The sequence below is a fragment of the Lacinutrix venerupis genome (genome assembly GCF_003663945.1).
Taxonomy (GTDB): Bacteria; Bacteroidota; Bacteroidia; order Flavobacteriales; family Flavobacteriaceae; genus Lacinutrix; species Lacinutrix venerupis.
The window spans coordinates 250,612-272,167 of sequence record NZ_RCCH01000002.1 but is presented as its reverse complement, the minus strand read 5'-3'; the positions used below and the strand labels follow the sequence as shown (position 1 = coordinate 272,167).

General features: G+C 32.4%; 22 protein-coding genes. 9 read left to right on the top strand and 13 right to left on the bottom strand.

All coding sequences use genetic code 11. The annotated features are described in order from the left end of the window. Positions 1-10: 10 nt before the first annotated feature. From CLV86_RS03990 to CLV86_RS03980, 3 genes are all read right to left on the bottom strand, one after another. Positions 11-1,039, bottom strand: coding sequence for a rod shape-determining protein (locus CLV86_RS03990; RefSeq protein WP_076734055.1), 1,029 nt, complete (start codon positions 1,037-1,039; stop codon positions 11-13). Between the two features lie 369 nt (positions 1,040-1,408). Further along, positions 1,409-2,941: a bifunctional phosphoribosylaminoimidazolecarboxamide formyltransferase/IMP cyclohydrolase gene (gene purH, locus CLV86_RS03985; RefSeq protein WP_121049912.1), complete on the bottom strand. Its 1,533-nt coding sequence runs from the start codon at positions 2,939-2,941 to the stop codon at positions 1,409-1,411. Between the two features lie 102 nt (positions 2,942-3,043). Continuing rightward, positions 3,044-3,499, bottom strand: a complete 456-nt coding sequence (locus CLV86_RS03980) for a GAF domain-containing protein (RefSeq protein WP_076734053.1) — start codon at positions 3,497-3,499, stop codon at positions 3,044-3,046. A gap of 82 nt (positions 3,500-3,581) precedes the next feature. On the opposite strand from CLV86_RS03980, the gene xrtF reads away from it, so the two are divergent. From xrtF to CLV86_RS03940, 8 genes are all read left to right on the top strand, one after another. Further along, on the top strand, positions 3,582-4,133 hold the full coding sequence (gene xrtF / locus CLV86_RS03975; RefSeq protein ID WP_121049909.1) for an exosortase family protein XrtF: 552 nt from the start codon (positions 3,582-3,584) through the stop codon (positions 4,131-4,133). Next, positions 4,126-4,554: an exosortase F system-associated membrane protein gene (locus CLV86_RS03970; RefSeq protein WP_076734051.1), complete on the top strand. Its 429-nt coding sequence runs from the start codon at positions 4,126-4,128 to the stop codon at positions 4,552-4,554. The genes xrtF and CLV86_RS03970 overlap by 8 nt, the downstream gene beginning before the upstream one ends. A gap of 61 nt (positions 4,555-4,615) precedes the next feature. Continuing rightward, complete coding sequence (locus CLV86_RS03965) at positions 4,616-5,020, top strand: HYC_CC_PP family protein (RefSeq protein WP_346226651.1); 405 nt, start codon at positions 4,616-4,618, stop codon at positions 5,018-5,020. Positions 5,021-5,087: 67 nt separating this feature from the next. Next, positions 5,088-7,385, top strand: coding sequence for a multicopper oxidase domain-containing protein (locus CLV86_RS03960; RefSeq protein ID WP_121049903.1), 2,298 nt, complete (start codon positions 5,088-5,090; stop codon positions 7,383-7,385). Positions 7,386-7,416: 31 nt separating this feature from the next. Continuing rightward, the gene (locus tag CLV86_RS03955) at positions 7,417-7,896 is read left to right on the top strand and encodes a DUF305 domain-containing protein (protein WP_121049900.1); all 480 of its coding nucleotides are present in this window, start codon (positions 7,417-7,419) and stop codon (positions 7,894-7,896) included. 11 nt (positions 7,897-7,907) lie between these two features. Next, positions 7,908-8,639 (top strand): heavy-metal-associated domain-containing protein, encoded by a 732-nt coding sequence (locus CLV86_RS03950; RefSeq protein ID WP_121049897.1) that lies wholly within the window; start codon positions 7,908-7,910, stop codon positions 8,637-8,639. Next, on the top strand, positions 8,640-10,868 hold the full coding sequence (locus CLV86_RS03945) for a TonB-dependent receptor (protein ID WP_121049894.1): 2,229 nt from the start codon (positions 8,640-8,642) through the stop codon (positions 10,866-10,868). Positions 10,869-10,915: 47 nt separating this feature from the next. Next, on the top strand, positions 10,916-11,272 hold the full coding sequence (locus CLV86_RS03940) for a heavy-metal-associated domain-containing protein (protein ID WP_121049891.1): 357 nt from the start codon (positions 10,916-10,918) through the stop codon (positions 11,270-11,272). Positions 11,273-11,353: 81 nt separating this feature from the next. Here CLV86_RS03940 and CLV86_RS03935 read toward each other — a convergent pair whose 3' ends face one another. The 8 genes from CLV86_RS03935 to CLV86_RS03900 form a co-directional block, all read right to left on the bottom strand. After that, entirely contained in the window at positions 11,354-11,722 is a 369-nt protein-coding gene (locus CLV86_RS03935) for a DUF423 domain-containing protein (protein WP_076734045.1), read from the bottom strand. Between the two features lie 15 nt (positions 11,723-11,737). After that, on the bottom strand, positions 11,738-12,505 hold the full coding sequence (locus CLV86_RS03930) for a class I SAM-dependent methyltransferase (RefSeq protein WP_121049889.1): 768 nt from the start codon (positions 12,503-12,505) through the stop codon (positions 11,738-11,740). 146 nt (positions 12,506-12,651) lie between these two features. After that, positions 12,652-13,470 carry a type I methionyl aminopeptidase gene (gene map / locus CLV86_RS03925; protein WP_121049886.1) on the bottom strand — a complete coding sequence of 273 codons (819 nt, stop codon included), beginning with the start codon at positions 13,468-13,470 and terminating at the stop codon, positions 12,652-12,654. An 18-nt stretch (positions 13,471-13,488) separates the two neighbouring features. Next, the gene (locus tag CLV86_RS03920; protein WP_121049883.1) at positions 13,489-13,890 is read right to left on the bottom strand and encodes a BT0820 family HAD-type phosphatase; all 402 of its coding nucleotides are present in this window, start codon (positions 13,888-13,890) and stop codon (positions 13,489-13,491) included. Positions 13,891-14,035: 145 nt separating this feature from the next. Next, positions 14,036-15,553, bottom strand: coding sequence for a 2,3-bisphosphoglycerate-independent phosphoglycerate mutase (gpmI, locus tag CLV86_RS03915; RefSeq protein WP_121049880.1), 1,518 nt, complete (start codon positions 15,551-15,553; stop codon positions 14,036-14,038). A gap of 81 nt (positions 15,554-15,634) precedes the next feature. Next, complete coding sequence (locus CLV86_RS03910; protein ID WP_121049877.1) at positions 15,635-16,402, bottom strand: M48 family metalloprotease; 768 nt, start codon at positions 16,400-16,402, stop codon at positions 15,635-15,637. Between the two features lie 28 nt (positions 16,403-16,430). Continuing rightward, the gene (locus CLV86_RS03905) at positions 16,431-17,159 is read right to left on the bottom strand and encodes a M15 family metallopeptidase (RefSeq protein WP_121049874.1); all 729 of its coding nucleotides are present in this window, start codon (positions 17,157-17,159) and stop codon (positions 16,431-16,433) included. Beyond that, the gene (locus CLV86_RS03900) at positions 17,156-17,614 is read right to left on the bottom strand and encodes a GNAT family N-acetyltransferase (RefSeq protein ID WP_121049871.1); all 459 of its coding nucleotides are present in this window, start codon (positions 17,612-17,614) and stop codon (positions 17,156-17,158) included. The genes CLV86_RS03905 and CLV86_RS03900 overlap by 4 nt, the downstream gene beginning before the upstream one ends. Positions 17,615-17,672: 58 nt before the next feature. Between CLV86_RS03900 and CLV86_RS03895 the strand changes: the two genes are divergently transcribed. After that, positions 17,673-18,098 (top strand): GNAT family N-acetyltransferase, encoded by a 426-nt coding sequence (locus CLV86_RS03895; RefSeq protein ID WP_121049868.1) that lies wholly within the window; start codon positions 17,673-17,675, stop codon positions 18,096-18,098. On the opposite strand, the gene CLV86_RS03890 is transcribed toward CLV86_RS03895, so the two are convergent. Together CLV86_RS03890 and CLV86_RS03885 are read right to left on the bottom strand one after the other, a co-directional pair. After that, positions 18,099-19,235, bottom strand: coding sequence for a T9SS type B sorting domain-containing protein (locus tag CLV86_RS03890; RefSeq protein WP_121049865.1), 1,137 nt, complete (start codon positions 19,233-19,235; stop codon positions 18,099-18,101). A gap of 9 nt (positions 19,236-19,244) precedes the next feature. Beyond that, positions 19,245-21,556: collagen-like domain-containing protein (locus CLV86_RS03885; RefSeq protein ID WP_121049862.1), on the bottom strand; the 2,312-nt coding region annotated here is incomplete at its 5' end.

Sequence of the window (21,556 nt, the reverse complement as noted above, 5' to 3'; positions counted from 1 at the left end):
TAGGGCTTTTTTATTTAATCAATACACTTTTGTATTTAGCTAAGTTTTTAAGCGTAATTCCTGTACCACGTACAACAGCACGTAATGGGTCTTCGGCAATATAAACAGGTAAATCTGTTTTTTGAGATAGACGTTTGTCTAAACCACGTAACATAGAGCCTCCACCAGCTAAATATATTCCGGTATTGTAAATATCTGCTGCTAATTCTGGAGGTGTTTGCGATAATGTTTCCATAACCGCATCCTCAATTCTAAGTATAGATTTATCTAAAGCTTTTGCAATTTCTCTATAAGAAATTTGAACCTGTTTAGGTTTACCTGTAAGTAAATCACGTCCTTGAACGCTCATATCTTCTGGTGGTAAATCTAAATCTTCGGTAGCAGCACCAATTTGTATTTTTATTTTTTCGGCAGTACGTTCACCAACATATAAGTTATGTTGTGTGCGCATGTAGTATATAATATCATTTGTAAAAACATCACCGGCAATTTTAACAGACTTGTCGCAAACAATTCCACCAAGAGCAATTACAGCAATCTCGGTTGTACCACCACCTATATCTACAATCATGTTTCCTTTAGGTTGCATAATATCTACACCAATACCAATTGCTGCAGCCATAGGCTCATGTATTAAATATACTTCTTTTCCATTAACACGTTCTGCACTTTCTTTTACCGCTCGCATTTCTACTTCTGTAATTCCAGATGGAATACAAATTACCATACGTAACGATGGAGTAAATAATTTCTTTTTAAGTGCAGGAATATTTTTAATAAACATGCTAATCATTTGCTCAGACGCATCAAAATCTGCAATTACACCATCTTTAAGTGGTCTAATAGTTTTAATGTTTTCATGGGTTTTACCTTGCATCATGTTGGCTTCTTGACCAACTGCTATTATTTTTCCCGAAATTCGATCTCTTGCTACAATGGAAGGTGCATCTACAACAACCTTATCATTATGTATAATTAATGTGTTTGCAGTTCCTAAATCTATTGCGATTTCTTCTGTTAGGAAGTCAAAAAATCCCATGCGTTAAGTGTAATTATTGAAGTTATTATTGAATTGCCGTAAAAGTAATAAAACTAAAGAAAAAAACAGCGATTATTATGTATAGTTCTAATATAAATTTTTAATACTGAAAGATTTAGATTTATCATTAAATATTAAATACGGTTTTATAATGTTTTTAGATGTTTTTATAGCAATTGTTTTCGCTTTCGCGGAATTGTTTTGAATTAGAATTTAAACAGTTAGGATTAGTAATTATGTGTGTAAATAATTTTATTTTCTAGACGCTATTATTTTAATGAAGCATCCTGAAATAAAAAAACCTGATATGTATAGTAACACATCAGGTTTTTTAATAATCTTTAAAATGTTCCTTTTTTAAGGAATCTATTAATGTTTAAAATGTCTAGTGCCTGTAAAAACCATAGCAACATCATTATCGTTACAATAATCGATACTTAATTGGTCTTTTATAGAACCACCTGGTTGAATTACGGCAGATATTCCTGCTTTATCTGCAATTTCTACACAGTCTGGAAATGGAAAAAAAGCATCACTAGCCATCACACTTCCTTTTAAATCAAAATTAAAAGATTGCGCTTTATGTATTGCTTGGTTTAAAGCATCTACACGACTGGTTTGTCCTGTGCCACTAGCACATAATTGTTTGTCTTTTACTAAAACAATAGTATTAGATTTTGTGTGTTTACAAATTTTTGAAGCAAATATTAAATCGTCTAACTCTGCAGTTGTTGGTGCTTTTGTAGTTGCGTTTTTTACGTCTTCTTTTTTGTCTGTTGCATTATTTCTGTCTTGAACTAACACACCATTTAAACATGTTCTAACAGTGGTTTGTGCAAGTTCGGCATCTTTTAAAACTAAAAGAATACGGTTTTTCTTTCCTTTTAAAATGGTTTCAGCTTCAGTAGAAAAAGAAGGCGCAATTACAACTTCGCAAAAAAGTTTATGTATTTCTTCGGCAGTAGTTGTATCAATTTCGGTATTAGAAATTAAAACACCACCAAAAGCAGAAACTGGATCTCCAGCTAAAGCATCTGTATAGGCTTGATGTAAAGTCTCACGTTGTGCTAAACCACAAGCGTTATTATGTTTTAAAATGGCAAATGTTGGTGCATCGTTTTTAAACTCGTCCATTAAATTTACAGCTGCATCAACATCTAAAAGGTTGTTGTAGCTTAATTCTTTACCATGGAGTTGTGTAAATATATCGTCAAAATTTCCGAAGAAAAAACCACGTTGGTGTGGGTTTTCACCGTAGCGTAAAACTTTTCCGTTAGTTTCAGAAACTTTTAAAGCAGCTATTTTATGGTCTGCATTAAAGTAATTAAAGATAGCAGAATCGTAATGAGAAGATACATTAAAGGCTTTTGCAGCAAATGCTTTTCTATCATCTTCAGATAAATTACCTTTTTTGTCTGTAATTAGTTCTAGAAACTCAGCATAATCTTTAACTGAAGATACGCAAATTACATCTGCATAATTTTTTGCAGCAGCACGAATTAAAGAGATGCCTCCAATATCGATTTTTTCAATTATATCTTGATTTGCAGCTCCAGAAGCTACAGTTTTTTCAAAAGGATATAAATCTACAATAACAACATCTATTTGTGGGATGTCAAAGTCTTGCATTTCTTTAACATCTCCATCGTGATTTTGTCTGTTTAAAATTCCACCAAATACTTTTGGATGTAATGTTTTTACACGGCCACCAAGAATTGATGGATAAGATGTAACATCTTCTACAGGTACTACTTTTATACCTAAATCGTTAATAAATTTTTCTGTACCACCGGTAGAATAAATGGTAACACCTTGTTTGTCTAGTTCTCTAACAATAGGTTCTAAACCCTCTTTGCTAAATACCGAGATTAATGCAGATTTAATTGTTTTGTTATTGCTCATTAGTAGTTGTGTTAATAAGCATACAAATTTACGAAAAAAGGCATTTAATTTTAGCTAAAAATATGCAGTCTTTTTTAACTAAAAACAAGTAGTTGTTAACAACTAAATTATTTTAGCAACTTTAGCGCAAACAAACTCTAAAAATCTTTCGTCTTCTTCTGTAAAGGGATCTGGTGTATTAGAGTCTATATCTATTTGTCCAACATTTTCACCATTAACAAAAATAGGAATTACAATTTCGGCTTTAACGGTAATGCTACATGCAATATAATTATCTTGTGCAGCAACATCTGGTACAACAAAATTTTCGTTACTAACAGCAACTTGACCACAAATACCTTTACCAAATGGAATAATTGTATGGTCTGTTGGTTCGCCAACGTATGGCCCAAGTTTTAATTCGTTTTTATCTCCGTTTTTAAAATAAAAACCTACCCAATTGTAATATTCTATATTGGCTTCAAGTAACTCGCAGATATTTAATAGTAGTTCGTCTTTAGATTTGTTATTGTCTAAAAGAATAGTTTCTATTTCTGTTTTTAATTTTTCAAAAATCATAGTAAGATAAAAATTTTGGCAAAAGTATTTAAAAAGACGTAATTTCAGCGTTTTAAAAACTATAAAATTTTCTAAAATTTAATTGAAATCACTTTTTATAAAATATAAGTCTGTAATAAAATTTATCCTTACATTTTTGTTAGTTTATATTGGCATGTCTTTACTATATAAATTGTATTTAAATGCTTCGGTTGGGTCTCAATATTTTCCAGATTATATAACAAATTTGGTTGCATACCAGTGTCAAGCTTTGTTAAATTTTATAAATTATAATACAGAACTTGTTAAACATTTAACGGAGCCTTCAATAAAATTAATAATTCGCGGACATTATTTAGCTCGAGTTGTAGAAGGTTGTAATGCTGTAAGTGTTATTATATTATTTATGGCTTTTGTTATTGCGTTTTCCGGAAAGTTAAAAACAACAATTATATTTTTACTTTCTGGAAGTGTTATTATTTATGTAGTTAATTTAATAAGAATTGTTTTAATATCTGTTGCATTATACCATTTCCCAAAGCAAAGTGAGATTTTACACTCAGTTGTTTTTCCCGGTATTATTTATGGTATGGTTTTTTTGTTATGGATGTTTTGGGTAAATAGATTTTCTAATATTGGCAAAAACAATGAATAAGTATAAAAAATATATTTGGTTGTTTTTTCTTTTTGGGTTTTTAATTTTAATTAGAGCTTTCGAAAATTTTTTGTTTTACGATCCTTACTTAAAGTTTTTTCACAACGATTATTTATATATAGATTCTCCAAGACGTGAGGTTTTAAAATTAACTTTATCTACAACAATGCGTTATGTAATTAATACCTTAATTTCTTTAGCTGTTTTATATGTTTTTTTTAAAGATTGGAGCATTATTAAATTTTCTGTTATAATCTATAGTATTAGCTATTTAATTTTAATTCTTCTATTTCTTTACTTTGTTATGAATCCGCGACAAGAAGATTATTATATATTTTTTAATATCAGACGTTTTTTAATTCAGCCATTACTATTGTTATTACTCTTACCAGCTTTTTATTATCAAAGAAAAGGACTGTAAAATAATGTTAAAACTAAATTTAAGTCACTATCTTAAATAAGCAATTTTGTAAATTTGCATCGTGAAAACTAACTTTTTACATAAAATATTATCTTTTACAATGGCATTTGTAGTGTTGTTTTCAACACTATCTTTTACTGTTGAATCGCATTATTGTGGAAGTAGTTTAGTAGATACGGCTATTTTTACAAAGGCAAAAGTTTGCGGCGAAGATATTACAAGTGATGCTCCGGCAATGAAAGGTTGTTGTAAAAATGAAATAGAAGTTGTTAAAGGTCAGGACAATTTAAAACTTAACGTTTTTGATGATTTAGATTTAAGCCAACAATTATTTATTACTTCATTTGTTTACGCTTATACAGCACTTTTTGAGAGCTTGCCTAAACAAATAATACCTCATAAAAATTACTCACCACCCAATCTCGTCTTCCATATACAACTGCTTGACGATGTGTTTTTAATTTGATTTTAATAATTCAAACCATTTCGCTTACGCGAAGTTTTTAACCGAATTATTAATTTAAATTATAAAAATGAAATTCAATACATGGCTTTTAGCCACATTATTTTTTCTTTTAATAGGAAAAATGCTAGCACAAGAAAACTATCATTCTCAAAGTAATTCTAATGCTAAAGAATACACATTAACAATTGCCAAAAAAGACATAAATATAACAGGTAAGCTTGTAATGGGTATGACTGTAAATGGCACCATTCCTGGTCCAGTTTTAGAATTTACCGAAGGTGATGAAGCAATAATCCATGTAAAAAATACTATGGATGTAGAAACTTCTGTGCATTGGCATGGTATTCTGCTTCCAAATTTTTACGATGGTGTGCCATACTTAACAACACCGCCAATAAAACCAGGTACGACATTTACCTATAAATTTAAGCTTAAACAAGCAGGAACCTATTGGTATCATTCTCACACTATGCTACAAGAGCAAAGCGGTGTATATGGCTCTTTTGTTATTCATCCTAAAGAAGAAACATTACAATATGATAAAGAATTGGTTTTAATGCTTTCAGACTGGACCAACGAAAAACCAAAAGATGTACTAAGAACTTTAAAAAGAGGAACCGAATGGTATGGCATTAAGAAAGGAACTACAACACCACTAAATCAAGTGATTTCAAGAGGTGCTTTTGGCGCTCAGTTAGATTTTTGGCGACAAAGAATGGAAGGCGCAGACATTGCAGATGTATATTATCCAGCCTTTTTAATTAATGGAAAACAGTCTATTAACTATTCAGATTTTAAAAGTGGAGAAAAAGTAAGGTTGCGTATAATTAACGGCGCAGCATCAACAGCATTCTGGATGACTTTTGGTGGCGATTCATCAACTTTAGTGGCAGCAGATGGTTTAAATGTTGTGCCTGTTAATAGAAACAAAACATTTATAGGTAATGCCGAAACATACGATTTTATTGTAACGATTCCAGAAGATAAAAAGTTAGAATTCAAAATTTCTGCTCAAGATGGTTCTGGTACAGCTTCAGCATATTTAGGTGAAGGTGAGATTTTAAAGGCTATGGAGGTTCCAAAACCTGATAAAATTGAAATGATGAAACAAATGGCTAAAATGGATATGAAAATGGGAGCACACGCTTTAAAATTTCAGCCAAATAAGGATGAACGTTTTAAAATAAAAGCTGAATATGGCATGCAGATGGATCATGGAAAAATGAATCATGATGATATGAAACACGATTCTATGCAAAAGGAGAAGATGAATCATGATAAAATGAAAATGGAGAATGATATGAACCATGCAGAACATAAAGAAATGGATATGAACGACATGGATGGTATGAAAATGAATGCCGAATACAATTACGATTATTTAAAATCTCCAGAGAAAACAGTATACGATGCTGACGCACCTATAAACGAAATTCTCTTAAACCTTACAGGTAATATGAATCGTTATATATGGAGTTTTAACGGTGTAGTTTTATCCGAAACCGACAAAATAAAGATTAAAAGTAATGAGGTAACACGTATTACTTTTAATAATTTAACCATGATGCACCATCCTTTGCATTTACACGGTCACTTTTTTAGGGTGTTAAACAAAAACGGAGATTATTCTCCTTTAAAACATACCGTAAATGTTCCACCAATGAAAGAAGTTACCATCGAGTTTTATGGCGATGAGTATGGCGACTGGTTTTTTCACTGTCATATTTTATATCATATGATGAGTGGCATGACACGAATTATTAGTTACGATACTCCAAGAGACGAAAGAATGAAAGCCTATCCAATCAATAATTTAATAAAAGAAAGTAATCTTTATTATTCTTGGGGAATGGTTGATGTAGCCTCTCATATGACAGAGTTAAACTTAGTAACTTCAAACTATAGAAGTCAATTTAACGTAATGGCAGAATACGGCTGGAATAAAAATTTTGAAGCCGAAGCAACTTACGAGTATTATTTACACGATTACCTAAGAGTATTTGGTGGTGTAAATATTGAAAATGAATTGGAAGATAGTTTAGAAGAAGTAAATACAACTGCAATTGTTGGTTTACGATATTTAACACCTTATTTATTTAGTCTTGATGTTCGTTTAGATAATGAATTAAGACCTCAGTTAGGTTTAAGTCGTGAAATTATGGTATTTCCAAGAACAGTTGTATTTGGAGAAATTGAATACCAAGCCGATTTAGGATTAGTAAATACACTACCACAAAACTCAAATTTTGAAAAAGAATTAGTTTGGAGTGCTGGTGCTGAATATTTACTCTCAAAAAACGCATCGCTAATGGCGAGTTACGACAATCGATTTGGAGCAGGAGGCGGATTATCTTTAAGATTTTAAAAAAAATAACAAACAGAAAAACCATTTTATTATGAAAAATCATGAAATGAAAAAAAACAATTACACGAAGTTTGTTTTAATGTTAGCAGCTTCATTTGTAGCTATGTATATAACTATGTATTTAAATACTTATGCAATAGATCATGTGTACTTTAGTTTAACACGTTTTTACATGAGTTGTTTAGGTATTGCAACAATGGCTATAATTATGTTTGTAGCCATGCGAAATATGTATCAAAACAAGAAAAAAAACATTGCAATTGTTTTAGGAAGCATTATACTTTTTTTTGGAGCACTAACTTTAGTTAGAATACAAAAACCAATTGTTGGTGATATTTTATGGTTAAAAGCCATGATTCCTCATCATTCAATTGCAATATTAACAAGTAGCAGAGCAGACATCAAAGATCCGGAAGTTAAAAAATTAGCCGAAGATATTATTAAAGCTCAAGAAAGAGAAATTAAAGAAATGAAAGTAATGATTGAGCGCCTTCAAAGCACTAATAATTAATATTAAAAAAAATGAAACACACATATAAAGTTACAGGTATGACCTGTGGCAATTGTAAAGCTTCAGTTGAAAAAGCATTAAATAATATTGAACATGTTACTAGTGCTTCAGTCGACTTAGAGAAAGCTGAAGTTGAGGTTAAAATGTCTCAGCATATTTCAATAGAAAAATTACAAGAAGAATTGCTAGAAAAATTTTCAATTTTAGAAATTGAAAAACAACAAAGAAATGTTTTCTCAACAGTAGCAAATAAAGAAGAAAAAACAGATTTACAAAAGCTAAAACCACTATTTATAATATTTACTTACATAGTTATAGCTTCAATTCTATTACATTACAAAAACTGGAATTGGAGTGATTTTATGCTCGATTTCATGGGCTTATTTTACATAGTATTTAGTTTCTTTAAAATTTTAGATTTAAAAGGATTTCCAGAGTCTTTTAAAATGTACGATCCTTTGGCTAAAGTATTTCCTGCTTACGCAAAAATATATCCTTTTATTGAGATTGTTTTAGGACTTATGTTTTTAATGCGTTTTCAAATTTCTATAGCACTTATTGTAACCATTATTGTATTGGGTATTACTACAATTGGAGTAATAAAAACACTTTTAAATAAACAAGAAATACAATGTGCATGCTTAGGTACAGTGCTTAAATTACCTATGACTAAAGCTACTTTTATTGAAAATACAATCATGATTATTATGGCAATAATTATGCTTTATAAAACCTACAATTAAATGAAAAAATTAATATATATATTATTGCTATTGCCGTTGTTTGCGATATCTCAAGAAAAAATAACTGGAACAATTTTAGAAGATAATGCTTCTAAAAATCCATTACCGGGAGCTAACGTTTTTTGGCTAGGAACTAAAGTTGGAAATGTTACCGATTTTGATGGAAATTTCTCCATTCCGTATAAAGAAGAATACAAAAAATTAGTAATAAGTTTTGTTGGTTATAAAACCGATACGCTAACGGTTTTAAATGCAAAACCAATTAAACATAGATTAAAACCAACTAGCGAACTTGAAGAGGTTGAAATTACAGCTAAGCAAAAAACAATGGGAACATCGTATTTATCATCTCAAAATATTATTACTGTAAGTAGTGATGAGTTGTTAAAGGCCGCTTGTTGTAACTTGTCGGAAAGTTTTGAAACTAATCCATCAATCGATGTTAATTTTGCAGATGCAGTAACAGGAACAAGGCAAATTAAAATGTTAGGCTTAACAAGTCCATATATTTTAATCGCTACCGAAAACATACCATCTATTCGTGGAGCATCTCAAGCTTTTGGACTTAGTTTTATTCCTGGAACTTGGGTAGAAAGTATTCAAATTACAAAAGGAGCTGGAAGTGTTGTAAATGGTTACGAAAGTATCGCAGGACAAATAAATACCGAGCTAGTAAAACCTAAAACAGATAATAAATTGTTTGTAAACCTTTATGGAGCAAGCAGTACACGTTTAGAATTAAATACACATTTTAATACTAAAGTAAGTGATAAGTGGGATACTGGTTTTTATATACATGGTAATACACAACAGAAAAAGCATGATGTAAATAATGATGGTTTTATAGATATGCCATTATACAATCAAGTCAATTTTATGAATCGCTGGCAATATATTAATCCAGAAAAAGGATTGGTTAGTTTTATTAATTTAAAGTATTTAAATGATGAAAAACAAACAGGACAAATAAATTTCGATCCAGATAGAGATAAATTAACTACAAATTATTGGGGAAGTGAAATTGATACAGAACGTTTTGAGGTTTCAGCAAAATTAGGATATGTAAATCCTGAATTACCATGGCAAAGTTTAAGTATTCAAACTGCATTTAGTGGTCATCAACAGGATTCATATTTTGGATTAAATCAATACGATATAGAGCATAATAGTTTGTATACCAATATTATGTATAATACTATAATAGGAGACTCGAGACATAAAATTAAAACAGGAATAAGTTATACTTACGATCATTACGATGAGTTTGTAAATACTCTAAATTACGAAAGAACCGAAAACTCGATAGGTGCATTTATGGAGTATAATTATTTTAATTTAGATAAGCTTAACATTACTGCAGGTTTAAGAGTAGATAGACACAATTTATTAGGGACGTTTGTAACACCACGTTTACATATGCGCTATACGACTTGGGAAAAAGGTGTATTTAGAGCATCTGCAGGTAGAGGTAAACGAAGCGCTAATATTTTTGCCGAAAATCAAAAATTATTTTCGACCTCTCGAACAATTAATATTTTAAATAATACAGGTGAAATTTATGGATTAGATCCAGAAATAGCATGGAATTACGGAGTGTCTTTTTTACAAGGATTTAGACTGTTTAATAGAAAAGCCGAAATTACAGCAGATTTTTATAGAACAGATTTTAAAAATCAAGTAGTTGTAGATTATGAAAATGCACAAGAAGTAAATTTTTATAATTTAGAAGGAGATAGCTATGCTAACAGTTTTCAAGTAGAATTAAATTACGAACCGTTAGATCGTTTTAATACCCGTATAGCTTACAAAAACTACGACGTAAAAACACAATATACATCTGGTAAATTAGAAAAACCATTAACTCCAAAGCATAGGTTTTTTGCAAACGCTTCATACGAAACACAAGTAAAAAATAACTCGAATTGGAAATTTGATGCCACATATAATTGGTTAGGAGAACAACGTTTTTCTTCTACAGCAAATAATCCTGCGCAGTATATGTTACCAGACTATTCTCCAACTCTAGCTACGCTTAATGCACAAGTAACTAAAGTGTTTTCTCCAAAATTTGAAGTATATTTAGGAGGAGAAAATATAACCAATGTAAGGCAAGATAACCCAATAGTATCTGCAGATAATCCTTTTGGCTCAAGTTTTGATACTACGTTTGTATATGGTCCAATATTTGGTGCAAATTATTATGCGGGATTACGATATAAAATAAAATAACTCAACAGCTATAAAATTAAAAATCTAATAAATAAATTTATATAATTATGAAAACAATAAAAAGTACAATTCTAGTTTTAGCAGTGTTAATGACGTCTATAACTTTTGCTCAAGACAAAAATAAACGCGCTTCTATAGAGGTAGATGGTGTTTGTTTAATGTGTAAAAAACGTATTGAAAAAGCAAGTTTAAATACAAAAGGTGTAAAATCTGCAAAATGGGATGTGCAAACACACGAACTTAAATTAATTTTCGATGAGCGTAAAACAAATATTGAAGCTATTTCTAAAAGTATAGCCGAAGTAGGGCATGATACAAAAGAATTAAAAGCTACAGACGAAGCTTATAATTCTGTACACCCATGTTGTAAATATCGTGATGAAGAAGTGTTAGATAATCATTAAAAAAACTATAAAATAGTTATAAAGAAAAAGCCTAAACTTATGTTTAGGCTTTTTTATTTTAAACCATATTATAATAAGTAATTAGAAGGCGTTAAATAATAATAAAAACCACCCAGTAACTAATAATAAGCCTCCTAAAGGAGTAATTGGTCCTAAAAATTTAAGTTTTTTACCTTTAGCATCACTTAAAACTAAACCATAAATACTAAACGAAAATAGTATTATACCGAATACAAAACACCAGTAAATTGCACTGCTTTTTGGACCTTGACCAAAGCCTAGTACCAATAAAACAATAGCATGATACATTTGGTATTTAACTCCAACCTCGAAACTTTGTAATTGTTCTTTAGATAGTGTTTTTTTTAAGGTGTGTGCTCCAAAAGCACCAAAAATTACTGCTAACATACCAAATAAAGCAGCTGTTGCAATTAGTGTTTGTGATGTCATAATTAAATTATATTGTTAATTTTTGTAAACTACAGGTATAATTTCGCCTTCAGCTAAACAATATTTTTCTATTTCTTTGGAAGATAACTTAGCTGTATAATCTACTTCTTCTACTTTAAAACCAATAGATCTTAGTTTATTAAAGTAGTCGCGTCCATATACGCGAACATGGTCGTATTGGCCAAAAACTTGAGCTCGTTCTTTTTTGTCTGTAATAGTATTATCTTCAAAAGTTTTATCTCTATTTAAATCTTGTGGGATTTGAAAAATTCCATATCCACCAGGTTTCAAAACACGATATAATTCTTCCATAGCTTTAGTATCATCTGGTATATGTTCTAGTACGTGATTGCATAGAATAATATCAAAACTATTATTATTAAAAGGAAGATTGCAAATATCTGCTTTTACATCTGCAATAGGCGAGAGCAAGTCGGTAGTTGTATACTCTATATTTTTAAGTTTTCTAAATCGTTTTAAAAAACATTGTTCTGGTGCAAAATGAAGTACTTTTTTTTTAGCTGAAAAAAAAGTGGTTTCATTTTTTAAATACAACCATAATAATCTATGGCGTTCTAAAGATAGTGTTGACGGTGATAATACATTATCTCGTTGTTTGCCATATCCATATGGTAAAAAACTTCTAAAGCCTCTTTCGTCTATAGGATCCATATACTTTGAGCCGTAAAGAGATACGGCTAGCATAGGCCTAATAAGATAGCTTAGCCTAATAAGAATAGGTCTTGGTATTATATTTAGTATTAATTTGAAGAGTTTTTTCAATTTAAACTATACATTTAAAATTTATCTTTAGTAAAAATTTTATAAAAAATACTAAAATAGAGCTTAGTGATATTTGTATTGCTATTAAATATTTAAAGTAAAATCTAAAATTAAAAAATAACAGCAGTTTTAACCTAAAAAAGAAATTAAAGCACTAAAGCCTTTTGTCTAAAAGCATCTTCCTCGTCACTTACAATACCTAAAGCTTCATAAATGTAAGCAAAAGTAGATAGTATCTCCGGTTTTCCGTCTAAAATGGCAACGTCATGCTCAAAATGTGCACTTGGTTTACCATCTTGAGTGGTAATAGTCCAACCGTCTCTATGTTGTTTTATACGTCTAGTACCCATATTAATCATAGGTTCTATGGCAACAACCATACCTTCAATAAATTTTTTACCACGACCACGTTTTCCATAATTAGGCATTTCTGGATCTTCATGCATTACACGTCCTAAGCCATGTCCAACTAATTCTCTTACAACACTATATCCATGATCTTCGCAGTATTTTTGAATAGCAAAACCAACATCTCCAACACGATTGCCCACTTTTAATTCTTTAATACCAACGTATAAAGATTCTTTTGTTACTTGTAGTAATTTTTTTGTTTCAGCATCTATTTCTCCAACAGCAAAAGTATACGCGTGGTCACCATAAAATTCATTTTTTATAGCACCACAATCTATAGAAATAATATCTCCTTCAACCAAAGGTGTGTTGTTAGGTATACCATGTACAACTTGAGAGTTTGGACTCATACAAAGCGTGTTAGGAAAATCATACAATCCTAAAAATCCAGGCACTGCTCCTTGATCTCTTATGCACTCTTCTGCAATTTTATCTAGTTCTAAAGTTGTTACGCCAGGTTTAACAGCTTTTGCAACTTCACCTAATGTTTTAGAAACAACTAATGCAGCTTCTCGCATTAACTCTATTTCTTCTCTTGTTTTTACTACTATCATAACCTGTTAATCTTTTTTTTAGAATCTAAAAAAACCTTTTTTCTTTTTTTGTTTGGGTTTAGGTGCCTCGTTAGTGAGCATTTGGTATATTTCTCCCCAACCAAGTACACCTCCTATATTTCTATCGTCTATAAATAAATCTGCATGAATTTTTCTACTGGCATTTTCTAGTATGTCTTCTTCAGGAAAACTACGGTTTATAGCATAAAATTCTATTCCGTTAGCTTTACAGAAATTTACTGCTTCATCTAGTTTCTTACCATGACGATACGTCCATAAAATTAAACGATGACCATCTGCTTGTAAACGTTTTAAGGTATCGAAAGCAAAAAGGCGCTCATCTCCAATTCCAGGATAAGCATCTTCTACAATAGTGCCATCGAAATCTACAGCAATAATAAGTCCTTTAGAAATATTCATTTTAATTATAAATAGAATACAAAAGTACAATTTTTATAATCAAAATAGAGCCTTGTTTACTTACTACGATTATTTGTAAGTGGTGATTTTTAAAACTATTTCTATGTTTTTATAACTTATCTATAAGGTATAGAGCAGTAAACTATTAAATTAATGAGTTTTGTGTCATTACTTTAGGTTGTTCTACTCCCATTAATTTTAAAATTGTAGGTGCAACATCTCCTAAAACTCCATTTTTAATAGCTTTTAGTTCTTTATCTATTAAAATAATTGGTACAGGATTGGTGGTGTGTGCAGTATGTGGAGAGCCATCTGGATTTACCATAGTTTCGCAATTACCATGATCTGCGATTAATAATATTGTATAATCGTGTTCCATAGCAGTAGTAATAACTTTACTTACACATTTATCAACTGCTTCACATGCTTTAATTGCTGCTTGCATAGAGCCTGTATGGCCAACCATATCGCCATTTGCAAAATTTAAACATACAAAATCAACCTCACCTTTTTGTAATTCTGGAACTAGAGCATCAGTTAGTTCAAAGGCACTCATTTCTGGTTGTAAATCGTAAGTTGCAACTTTTGGCGAATTTTTTAAAATTCGAGATTCTCCTTTAAAAGGTTCTTCTCTTCCTCCTGAAAAGAAAAAAGTAACATGTGGATACTTTTCTGTTTCTGCAATTCTAATTTGTGTTTTATTGTTTTTTTCTAATACTTCTCCTAAAGTTTCTGTAATGTTATCTTTATTAAAAACAACATGTAGGTTCTTAAAATTTTCATCGTAATTAGTTAGGGTAACATAATATAAATTCAATTTTTTCATATTGAATTCTGGAAAATTTTCTTGAGTTAGCGCATTAGTTAATTGTCTACCTCTATCTGTTCTAAAATTAAAGAAGATTACAACATCATCTTCTTTAATGGTTGCTAAAGGAGAACCTTTGGCGTTAGATTTAATTATTGGTTTTATAAACTCGTCTGTAATATCTGCATCGTAATTTTCTTGAATGCTTTCTTGAAGATTGTAAGATAATGTACCTTCTCCGTTAACTAACGCGTTATAGGCTAATTGTACACGTTCCCAACGTTTGTCTCGATCCATAGCATAATAACGACCAGTTATTGAGGCTATTTCTGAATTTTTATCTTTATTAAACTCTTCTAAATCTGCAATAAAGTCTTTTCCAGAATGTGGGTCTACATCACGTCCGTCTGTAAATGCATGAATATAAGATTTTTGTACTCCATAAGCTTCAGAAGCTTCAATAAGACCTTTTAGATGGTTAATGTGAGAATGTACACCACCGTTACTTACTAATCCTAAAAAGTGAATAGGTTTATTGTTTTTTTTAGCATATTGAAAGGCGTTTTCTAAAACAGGTTCTTGTGCTAAAGATTTATTCTCTATGGCTAAATTTATTTTTGCCAAATCTTGATAAACAATTCGTCCTGCTCCTAAATTCATATGGCCAACTTCACTATTTCCCATTTGTCCTTCTGGTAGTCCAACATGTAAACCGTCGGTTCTTAATTGAGCATTAGGGTATTTAGTGTATAAACTATCTATAAATTGTGTATTAGCATTATCTATGGCAGACACTTTAGGATCAGGACTTTTTCCCCAACCATCAAGAATCATTAGGATGACTTTTTTATTCATTTTCTTAGAATTTGAATAACAAATATAAAAAGAAAAGTCCCGCAAATGCAGGACTTTATATTATAATTAAACGAAAACGATTTAGTTTCGTCTGTATTTTTCTATTGCTTCTCTTATTTTTTCAATTCTGTTATCTGGATCTGGATGTGTACTAGCAAATTCTGGCTGCCTGTTTGGACCTGCGGCATCTTTTAAAATTTGCATAACGCCTATCATTTCTTCAGGGTCGTAACCAGAACGCATCATGAAACGAACTCCAAGTTCGTCGCTCTCAAGTTCATCACCTCGTCCATTTTTAAGTAATGTGCCATTTCCAATTTGGCTAACTACACCACCCATATCTGCGCCAACAGAACCTGCTGTACTTAAGCCTTGCCACATTTTACTATTTGCAATACGTTCTGCAGAGTGTTTTCCTAAAACATGACCTATTTCATGGCCAAGAACACCAGCAAGCTGATCTTCGTTTTTTAATTTTGAAAATAAGGCATACGTAATACATATTTGACCACCAGGTAATGCAAAAGCATTAATAGTACTTGGGTCTGCTAATAGGTGAAAATCGTATTTGTAAGGAGTGTCTTTTGCAATGCTATTGTTAACTAATTTGTTCCCTACTTTATCTACCAAAGCTTGATATTGCTCATTTGGGTATAGTCCACCATGCTGTTGTGCCATTTGATTTATACTGGCTAATCCCATTTGTATTTCTTCTTCTGCAGTCATGTCAATCGCTTGTACTTTCCCGGTGTAAGGATTGGTTTCCCTGCTCATGTAATGTTTAATTAAAAAAAATGCTGCTATGGCTACACCTATTAATAATCGTCCTTTAAGTCCACCTTTTCTCATTTTAGTATTTCTTGGTTATTTTATAAAGTTACAAAAGTTCGGGATTAATATCTAAAATATTTTCTTTAGTATATTGGTTTATAAACTCTTCTGAAAAGTTGCTGCTCCCGGTAAGTTTATCTTTTTTTAGTAATTCTGAAATATTTATTTCTTGATATTTTTTTAAATATTGAAGAGATAGAGGTTTGTAGGTGTAATGCCAAGGCTCATATTTAAAGCCTTTTCTAGTTGGTGAATTTGTATAAACTAAATAAAAGCCAAATTGTTCTGAATTAGCATCCATCCATTTTTTTAGTTTGCAAAACACTCCATTTTCACGATAGTTTTTTGTTTGTAAAATGCCATTTGGTTGTTTAACATTAGTTTGATAAATATCAATATCTGTTCCCCAATGATGGCGCGAGGTGCCAGGAATTGTAGAATATTCTATAATTTTCTTAATGTTTTCTTTTCCGGAAAGTCCTTTAGATTTATTTCTATTAAATTTTCTTTCCCATATACGTTTTTGATGCGCAAAACTTCTATAGCTAGAAGCAATACCAATTGTTATGTTACTTTTTAATGCTGCAGCTTGCATTTTTTTAAAAGCGATGTAAGCTTCTTCTCTTAATTTGTAATCTTTTCCAAAGAGTTTTGGGTTTCCTTTGCCTATTAATTCTTCAGTTGAAATTATATTTTGAGCAATAGTAAACTGAGAAAAAGAGCTAATAGTAAGAAGTAATAATACTAAAAGATTTATACTTTCTTTTTTAATCATATTTTTTTGTGCATTACAAAGTGATCACCTACGTTAGGTATATTAAAAACAGGTCCAATAGTTTCAAAACCATTTTTTTTATAAAAGTTTAAAGCAATAATTCTTGCATTAAACCAAAGACGCTCTACTTTTTTTTCTTTTAAAAAATGAACACCAAAATTTAATAGCTGTTTTCCAAGTTGTAAGCCTTGGTAATCTTCAAGAACACCCATTGCTCTAAGTCTATATTGGTTAGGTTCTTTAAAATAAACAGATTTATCTATTACAAAAGTGCTAACCGCAACAAGTTTGTTATTGTAAAATAACCCAAAATGATAGGTTGTTTTTAGGTTGTCTTCCGGAATAGGACACGCTTCGATAGGTTTTCCTTTTCTTAGCACAGCATGACGAATAGGTAGAGTTTGTTCTCCGGTAATAGCTTCTATTTTTATGTTTGAAAAATTGTTTGTTTTCATAGAAAGTAATGTCTTTCAAACTTAATGATTTTATTTAAATTTACTAAAAATTATCAGTATGTCTTTAAGCTTTAAAATTATTAATAAAAAGGATATAAATTCTATTATTCCTTTAATTCAAAAGTTAACAAATAATGCAAATTCTGACGCTATATTAAAAGAACGTTTTGCAATAATTGTTGAAGAAAATTATGAATGTGCAGGTGTTTTTGAAAATGAAAAGCTAATAGGTATTTGTGGAATGTGGTTTCAAACAAGACATTATGCAGGAAAATCTATGGAAGTTGACCATGTTTATATAGATGAAGAGTATCGCGGTAAAGGTTTAGGAAAACGTTTTTTTAATTGGCTTTACGATTATGCAAAATCTAAAGGATGTGTAATTTCAGAGTTAAATACCTATGTGCAAAATTATCCTTCGCATAAATTTTATTATAACGAAGGATATGAAATTTTTGGCTATCACTTTTATAAAACCTTGTAATTAATAGTTAATATATATCCAACCAGAATAAGTTTTATTATCTTCTGTTAATTGTAATATATAAAAATAAGTTCCTACGGGTAATCTGTCTCCTTGACTACCAATATTTTTTTTGTTTGAAACTCCATTAAAAGTGTTTTTGTAATCTACAGCATCATATACAACACGTCCCCAACGATTAAATATTTTTAGTTCATTTTTAAATAAATCTATGCCTTCAATAATAAAAGTTTCGTTTACTCCATCGTTATTTGGGCTAATTCCATTATAAACAACAAGTCCATCGCTTCCAATAAGTGATCCAAAAGTTATAATTTCAAAATCATTTGGAGTAAATTGAAAAGAGCTTATAGTACCATTATTAAGGTCTCCAGTAACATTAGTATTTCCTAAATCTAACCATTTGTTTTCTGCTTTACTCCATCCTACAACTCTTAAATTTAGTAAATCATTAGTAAGTAAAGGGATTTGGCTTTCTTGATCCCAAGTTAAAGTAACTAAGGTTTTATTAGTACCATTAAAATCCCAAAATTCTTCATTACTGATTTTGCTAATAATTACTTCAGAGTTATTAGTATTAAAAGATTGTAAGAAAGTAGAAGGGAAGTTTGGGTCTTCATTAAAATAAGCTGCTTTAAATTTAGAACTGATATTTTGTGTTGGAATAATTAAAGGTCTCAATTTGTTATCGTCTCCAATTGGAAAAGTAAAAGAATTATTACCTGTAATAGCAGCATATCCATCCGTTAATCTAAAATCATCTTCACTTACAAAAAAAGAATTACTTAAATAATCTAAAGATATTTCAGAATTTGTTCTAGGTGTAATAATATCTCCAATAATATAGTACAAGCCATTTGAAACTTCTGTATTTATTTCTAAAAATAAATTATCGTCTACTGCAATATCCATATCAAAAAATCTTGGAGTTTTTGTTCCTGATATTTTTAAAGAATTATCGGAATTGTAAAAGCCTGCCAAACCTAAATTTTCATTAAAAGTTCCGTTATTAATTAAATCAATATGAAACCCTATTTGACCTTGATCATGAATTTGAATATTTCCAGAATTTTGAAGCGCTTGCTGTCCAAAATTAATTTGAAATAGAAGCAATGCTATATATATTAAATTTCTCATGCTTCTTAATTATTTATAAGCAGTAAATATTACAACAACATTATCTGATTTGTTAGTTACATTTATTGTAAATCCATTAGCGTTAAATGAAGTTAAGCTAGCTAGTGTTCTTCCAACAGCATCACCATTTTGATTACCATATCTTAAACCAATACATCTAGAGCTTGAAGCGAATCTTGAAATATCGTTAATAGAATTACCACTTCCACCTACATAAATTACTTGTTGTGTTATCGTTCCAGAGTCATTTCTAGCAAAGCCATTCATTGTTCCAAAAGAGTTAGCAATGCCTGTGTTATTATTGCCTACACCGTTGTCTGCGTCTATATCTAATGTTTCTACATTCGCATGAGCAACAAATGTTATCGATGATGGTTCAAATGGTATTCCTGTTATGGTTTGGTTTCCAGTTGCTGTAATAATAAATTGTCCAACATAAGCATTAGAAGGGCCTAGTGGACCTTGAATACCTTGCTCTCCTTGAGGACCAGTTTCACCTTGAATACCTTGCTCACCTTGTGGGCCTTGAGCACCATCTGCACCATTTGCTCCAGCAGGACCTTGTTCTCCTTGAGGACCAACTTCACCTTGAATACCTTGCTCACCTTGTGGGCCTTGAGCACCGTCTGCACCATTTATTCCAGCAGGACCTTGTGGACCTTGAGGACCAACTTCACCTTGAGGACCAGTTTCACCTTGAATACCTTGCTCACCTTGAGGACCCTGAGCACCATCTGCACCATTTATTCCAGCAGGACCTTGTGGACCTTGAGGACCTTGAGATCCAGTTTCACCTTGAATTCCTTGTTCTCCTTGTGGGCCTTGAGCACCATCAACACCATTTGTTCCAGCAGGACCTTGTTCTCCTTGAGGACCAACTTCACCTTGAGGACCAGTTTCACCTTGAATACCTTGCTCACCTTGTGGGCCTTGAGCGCCATCTGCACCATTTATTCCAGCAGGACCTTGTGGGCCTTGAGCACCGTCTGCACCATTTGCTCCAGTAGGACCTTGTTCTCCTTGAGGACCAACTTCACCTTGAGGACCAGTTTCACCTTGAATACCTTGCTCACCTTGTGGGCCTTGAGCACCATCTGCACCATTTGCTCCAGCAGGACCTTGTTCACCTTGTGGCCCAGTTTCACCTTGAATACCTTGCTCACCTTGTGGGCCTTGAGCACCGTCAGCACCATTTATTCCAGCAGGACCTTGTGGACCTTGAGGACCTTGTTCACCTTGTGGCCCAGTTTCACCTTGAATACCTTGCTCACCTTGAGGACCCTGAGCACCATCTGCACCATTTGTTCCAGCAGGACCTTGTTCACCTTGTGGACCTTGAGGACCAGTTTCACCTTGAATACCTTGCTCACCTTGAGGACCCTGAGCACCGTCAGCACCATTTGTTCCAGCAGGACCTTGTTCACCTTGTGGACCTTGAGGACCAGTTTCACCTTGAATACCTTGCTCACCTTGAGGACCCTGAGCACCATCTGCACCATTTGTTCCAGCAGGACCTTGAGGACCAACTTCACCTTGAGGCCCAGTTTCACCTTGAATACCTTGTTCACCTTGAGGACCCTGAGCACCGTCTGCACCATTTGCTCCAGCAGGACCTTGAGGACCAACTTCACCTTGAGGACCAGTTTCACCTTGAATACCTTGCTCACCTTGAGGGCCTTGAGCGCCGTCTGTACCATTTGCTCCAGCAGGACCTTGTTCACCTTGAATACCTTGCTCACCTTGAGGACCCTGAGCACCATCTGCACCATTTGTTCCAGCAGGACCTTGTGGACCTTGAGGACCAACTTCACCTTGTGGTCCAGTTTCACCTTGAATACCTTGCTCACCTTGAGGGCCTTGAGCACCGTCGGCACCATTTATTCCAGCAGGACCTTGTTCACCTTGAGGACCAGTTTCACCTTGAATACCTTGTTCACCTTGAGGACCCTGAGCACCGTCTGCACCATTTGCTCCAGCAGGACCTTGAGGACCAACTTCACCTTGAGGTCCAGTTTCGCCTTGAATACCTTGTTCGCCTTGAGGACCCTGAGCACCGTCAGCACCATTTGTTCCAGCAGGACCTTGTTCTCCTTCAGGACCAACTTCACCTTGAGATCCAGTTTCACCTTGAATACCTTGTTCTCCTTGTGGACCTTGAGCACCGTCAGCACCATTTATTCCAGCAGGACCTTGTTCTCCTTGAGGACCAACTTCACCTTGAGGACCAGTTTCACCTTGAATACCTTGCTCACCTTGAGGACCCTGAGCGCCATCTGCACCATTTGTTCCAGCAGGACCTTGTGGACCTTGAGGACCAACTT

Excerpts from the sequence above, each read along its gene's own strand:
- CLV86_RS03990 (WP_076734055.1), bottom strand. The coding sequence starts at position 1,039 with ATGGGATTTTTTGACTTCCTAACAGAAGAAATCGCAATAGATTTAGGA.
- purH (WP_121049912.1), bottom strand. The coding sequence starts at position 2,941 with ATGAGCAATAACAAAACAATTAAATCTGCATTAATCTCGGTATTTAGC.
- CLV86_RS03980 (WP_076734053.1), bottom strand. The coding sequence starts at position 3,499 with ATGATTTTTGAAAAATTAAAAACAGAAATAGAAACTATTCTTTTAGAC.
- CLV86_RS03970 (WP_076734051.1), top strand. The coding sequence starts at position 4,126 with ATGAATAAGTATAAAAAATATATTTGGTTGTTTTTTCTTTTTGGGTTT.
- CLV86_RS03960 (WP_121049903.1), top strand. The coding sequence starts at position 5,088 with ATGAAATTCAATACATGGCTTTTAGCCACATTATTTTTTCTTTTAATA.
- CLV86_RS03955 (WP_121049900.1), top strand. The coding sequence starts at position 7,417 with ATGAAAAATCATGAAATGAAAAAAAACAATTACACGAAGTTTGTTTTA.
- CLV86_RS03950 (WP_121049897.1), top strand. The coding sequence starts at position 7,908 with ATGAAACACACATATAAAGTTACAGGTATGACCTGTGGCAATTGTAAA.
- CLV86_RS03945 (WP_121049894.1), top strand. The coding sequence starts at position 8,640 with ATGAAAAAATTAATATATATATTATTGCTATTGCCGTTGTTTGCGATA.
- CLV86_RS03940 (WP_121049891.1), top strand. The coding sequence starts at position 10,916 with ATGAAAACAATAAAAAGTACAATTCTAGTTTTAGCAGTGTTAATGACG.
- CLV86_RS03935 (WP_076734045.1), bottom strand. The coding sequence starts at position 11,722 with ATGACATCACAAACACTAATTGCAACAGCTGCTTTATTTGGTATGTTA.
- map (WP_121049886.1), bottom strand. The coding sequence starts at position 13,470 with ATGATAGTAGTAAAAACAAGAGAAGAAATAGAGTTAATGCGAGAAGCT.
- CLV86_RS03920 (WP_121049883.1), bottom strand. The coding sequence starts at position 13,890 with ATGAATATTTCTAAAGGACTTATTATTGCTGTAGATTTCGATGGCACT.
- gpmI (WP_121049880.1), bottom strand. The coding sequence starts at position 15,553 with ATGAATAAAAAAGTCATCCTAATGATTCTTGATGGTTGGGGAAAAAGT.
- CLV86_RS03910 (WP_121049877.1), bottom strand. The coding sequence starts at position 16,402 with ATGAGAAAAGGTGGACTTAAAGGACGATTATTAATAGGTGTAGCCATA.
- CLV86_RS03905 (WP_121049874.1), bottom strand. The coding sequence starts at position 17,159 with ATGATTAAAAAAGAAAGTATAAATCTTTTAGTATTATTACTTCTTACT.
- CLV86_RS03900 (WP_121049871.1), bottom strand. The coding sequence starts at position 17,614 with ATGAAAACAAACAATTTTTCAAACATAAAAATAGAAGCTATTACCGGA.
- CLV86_RS03895 (WP_121049868.1), top strand. The coding sequence starts at position 17,673 with ATGTCTTTAAGCTTTAAAATTATTAATAAAAAGGATATAAATTCTATT.
- CLV86_RS03890 (WP_121049865.1), bottom strand. The coding sequence starts at position 19,235 with ATGAGAAATTTAATATATATAGCATTGCTTCTATTTCAAATTAATTTT.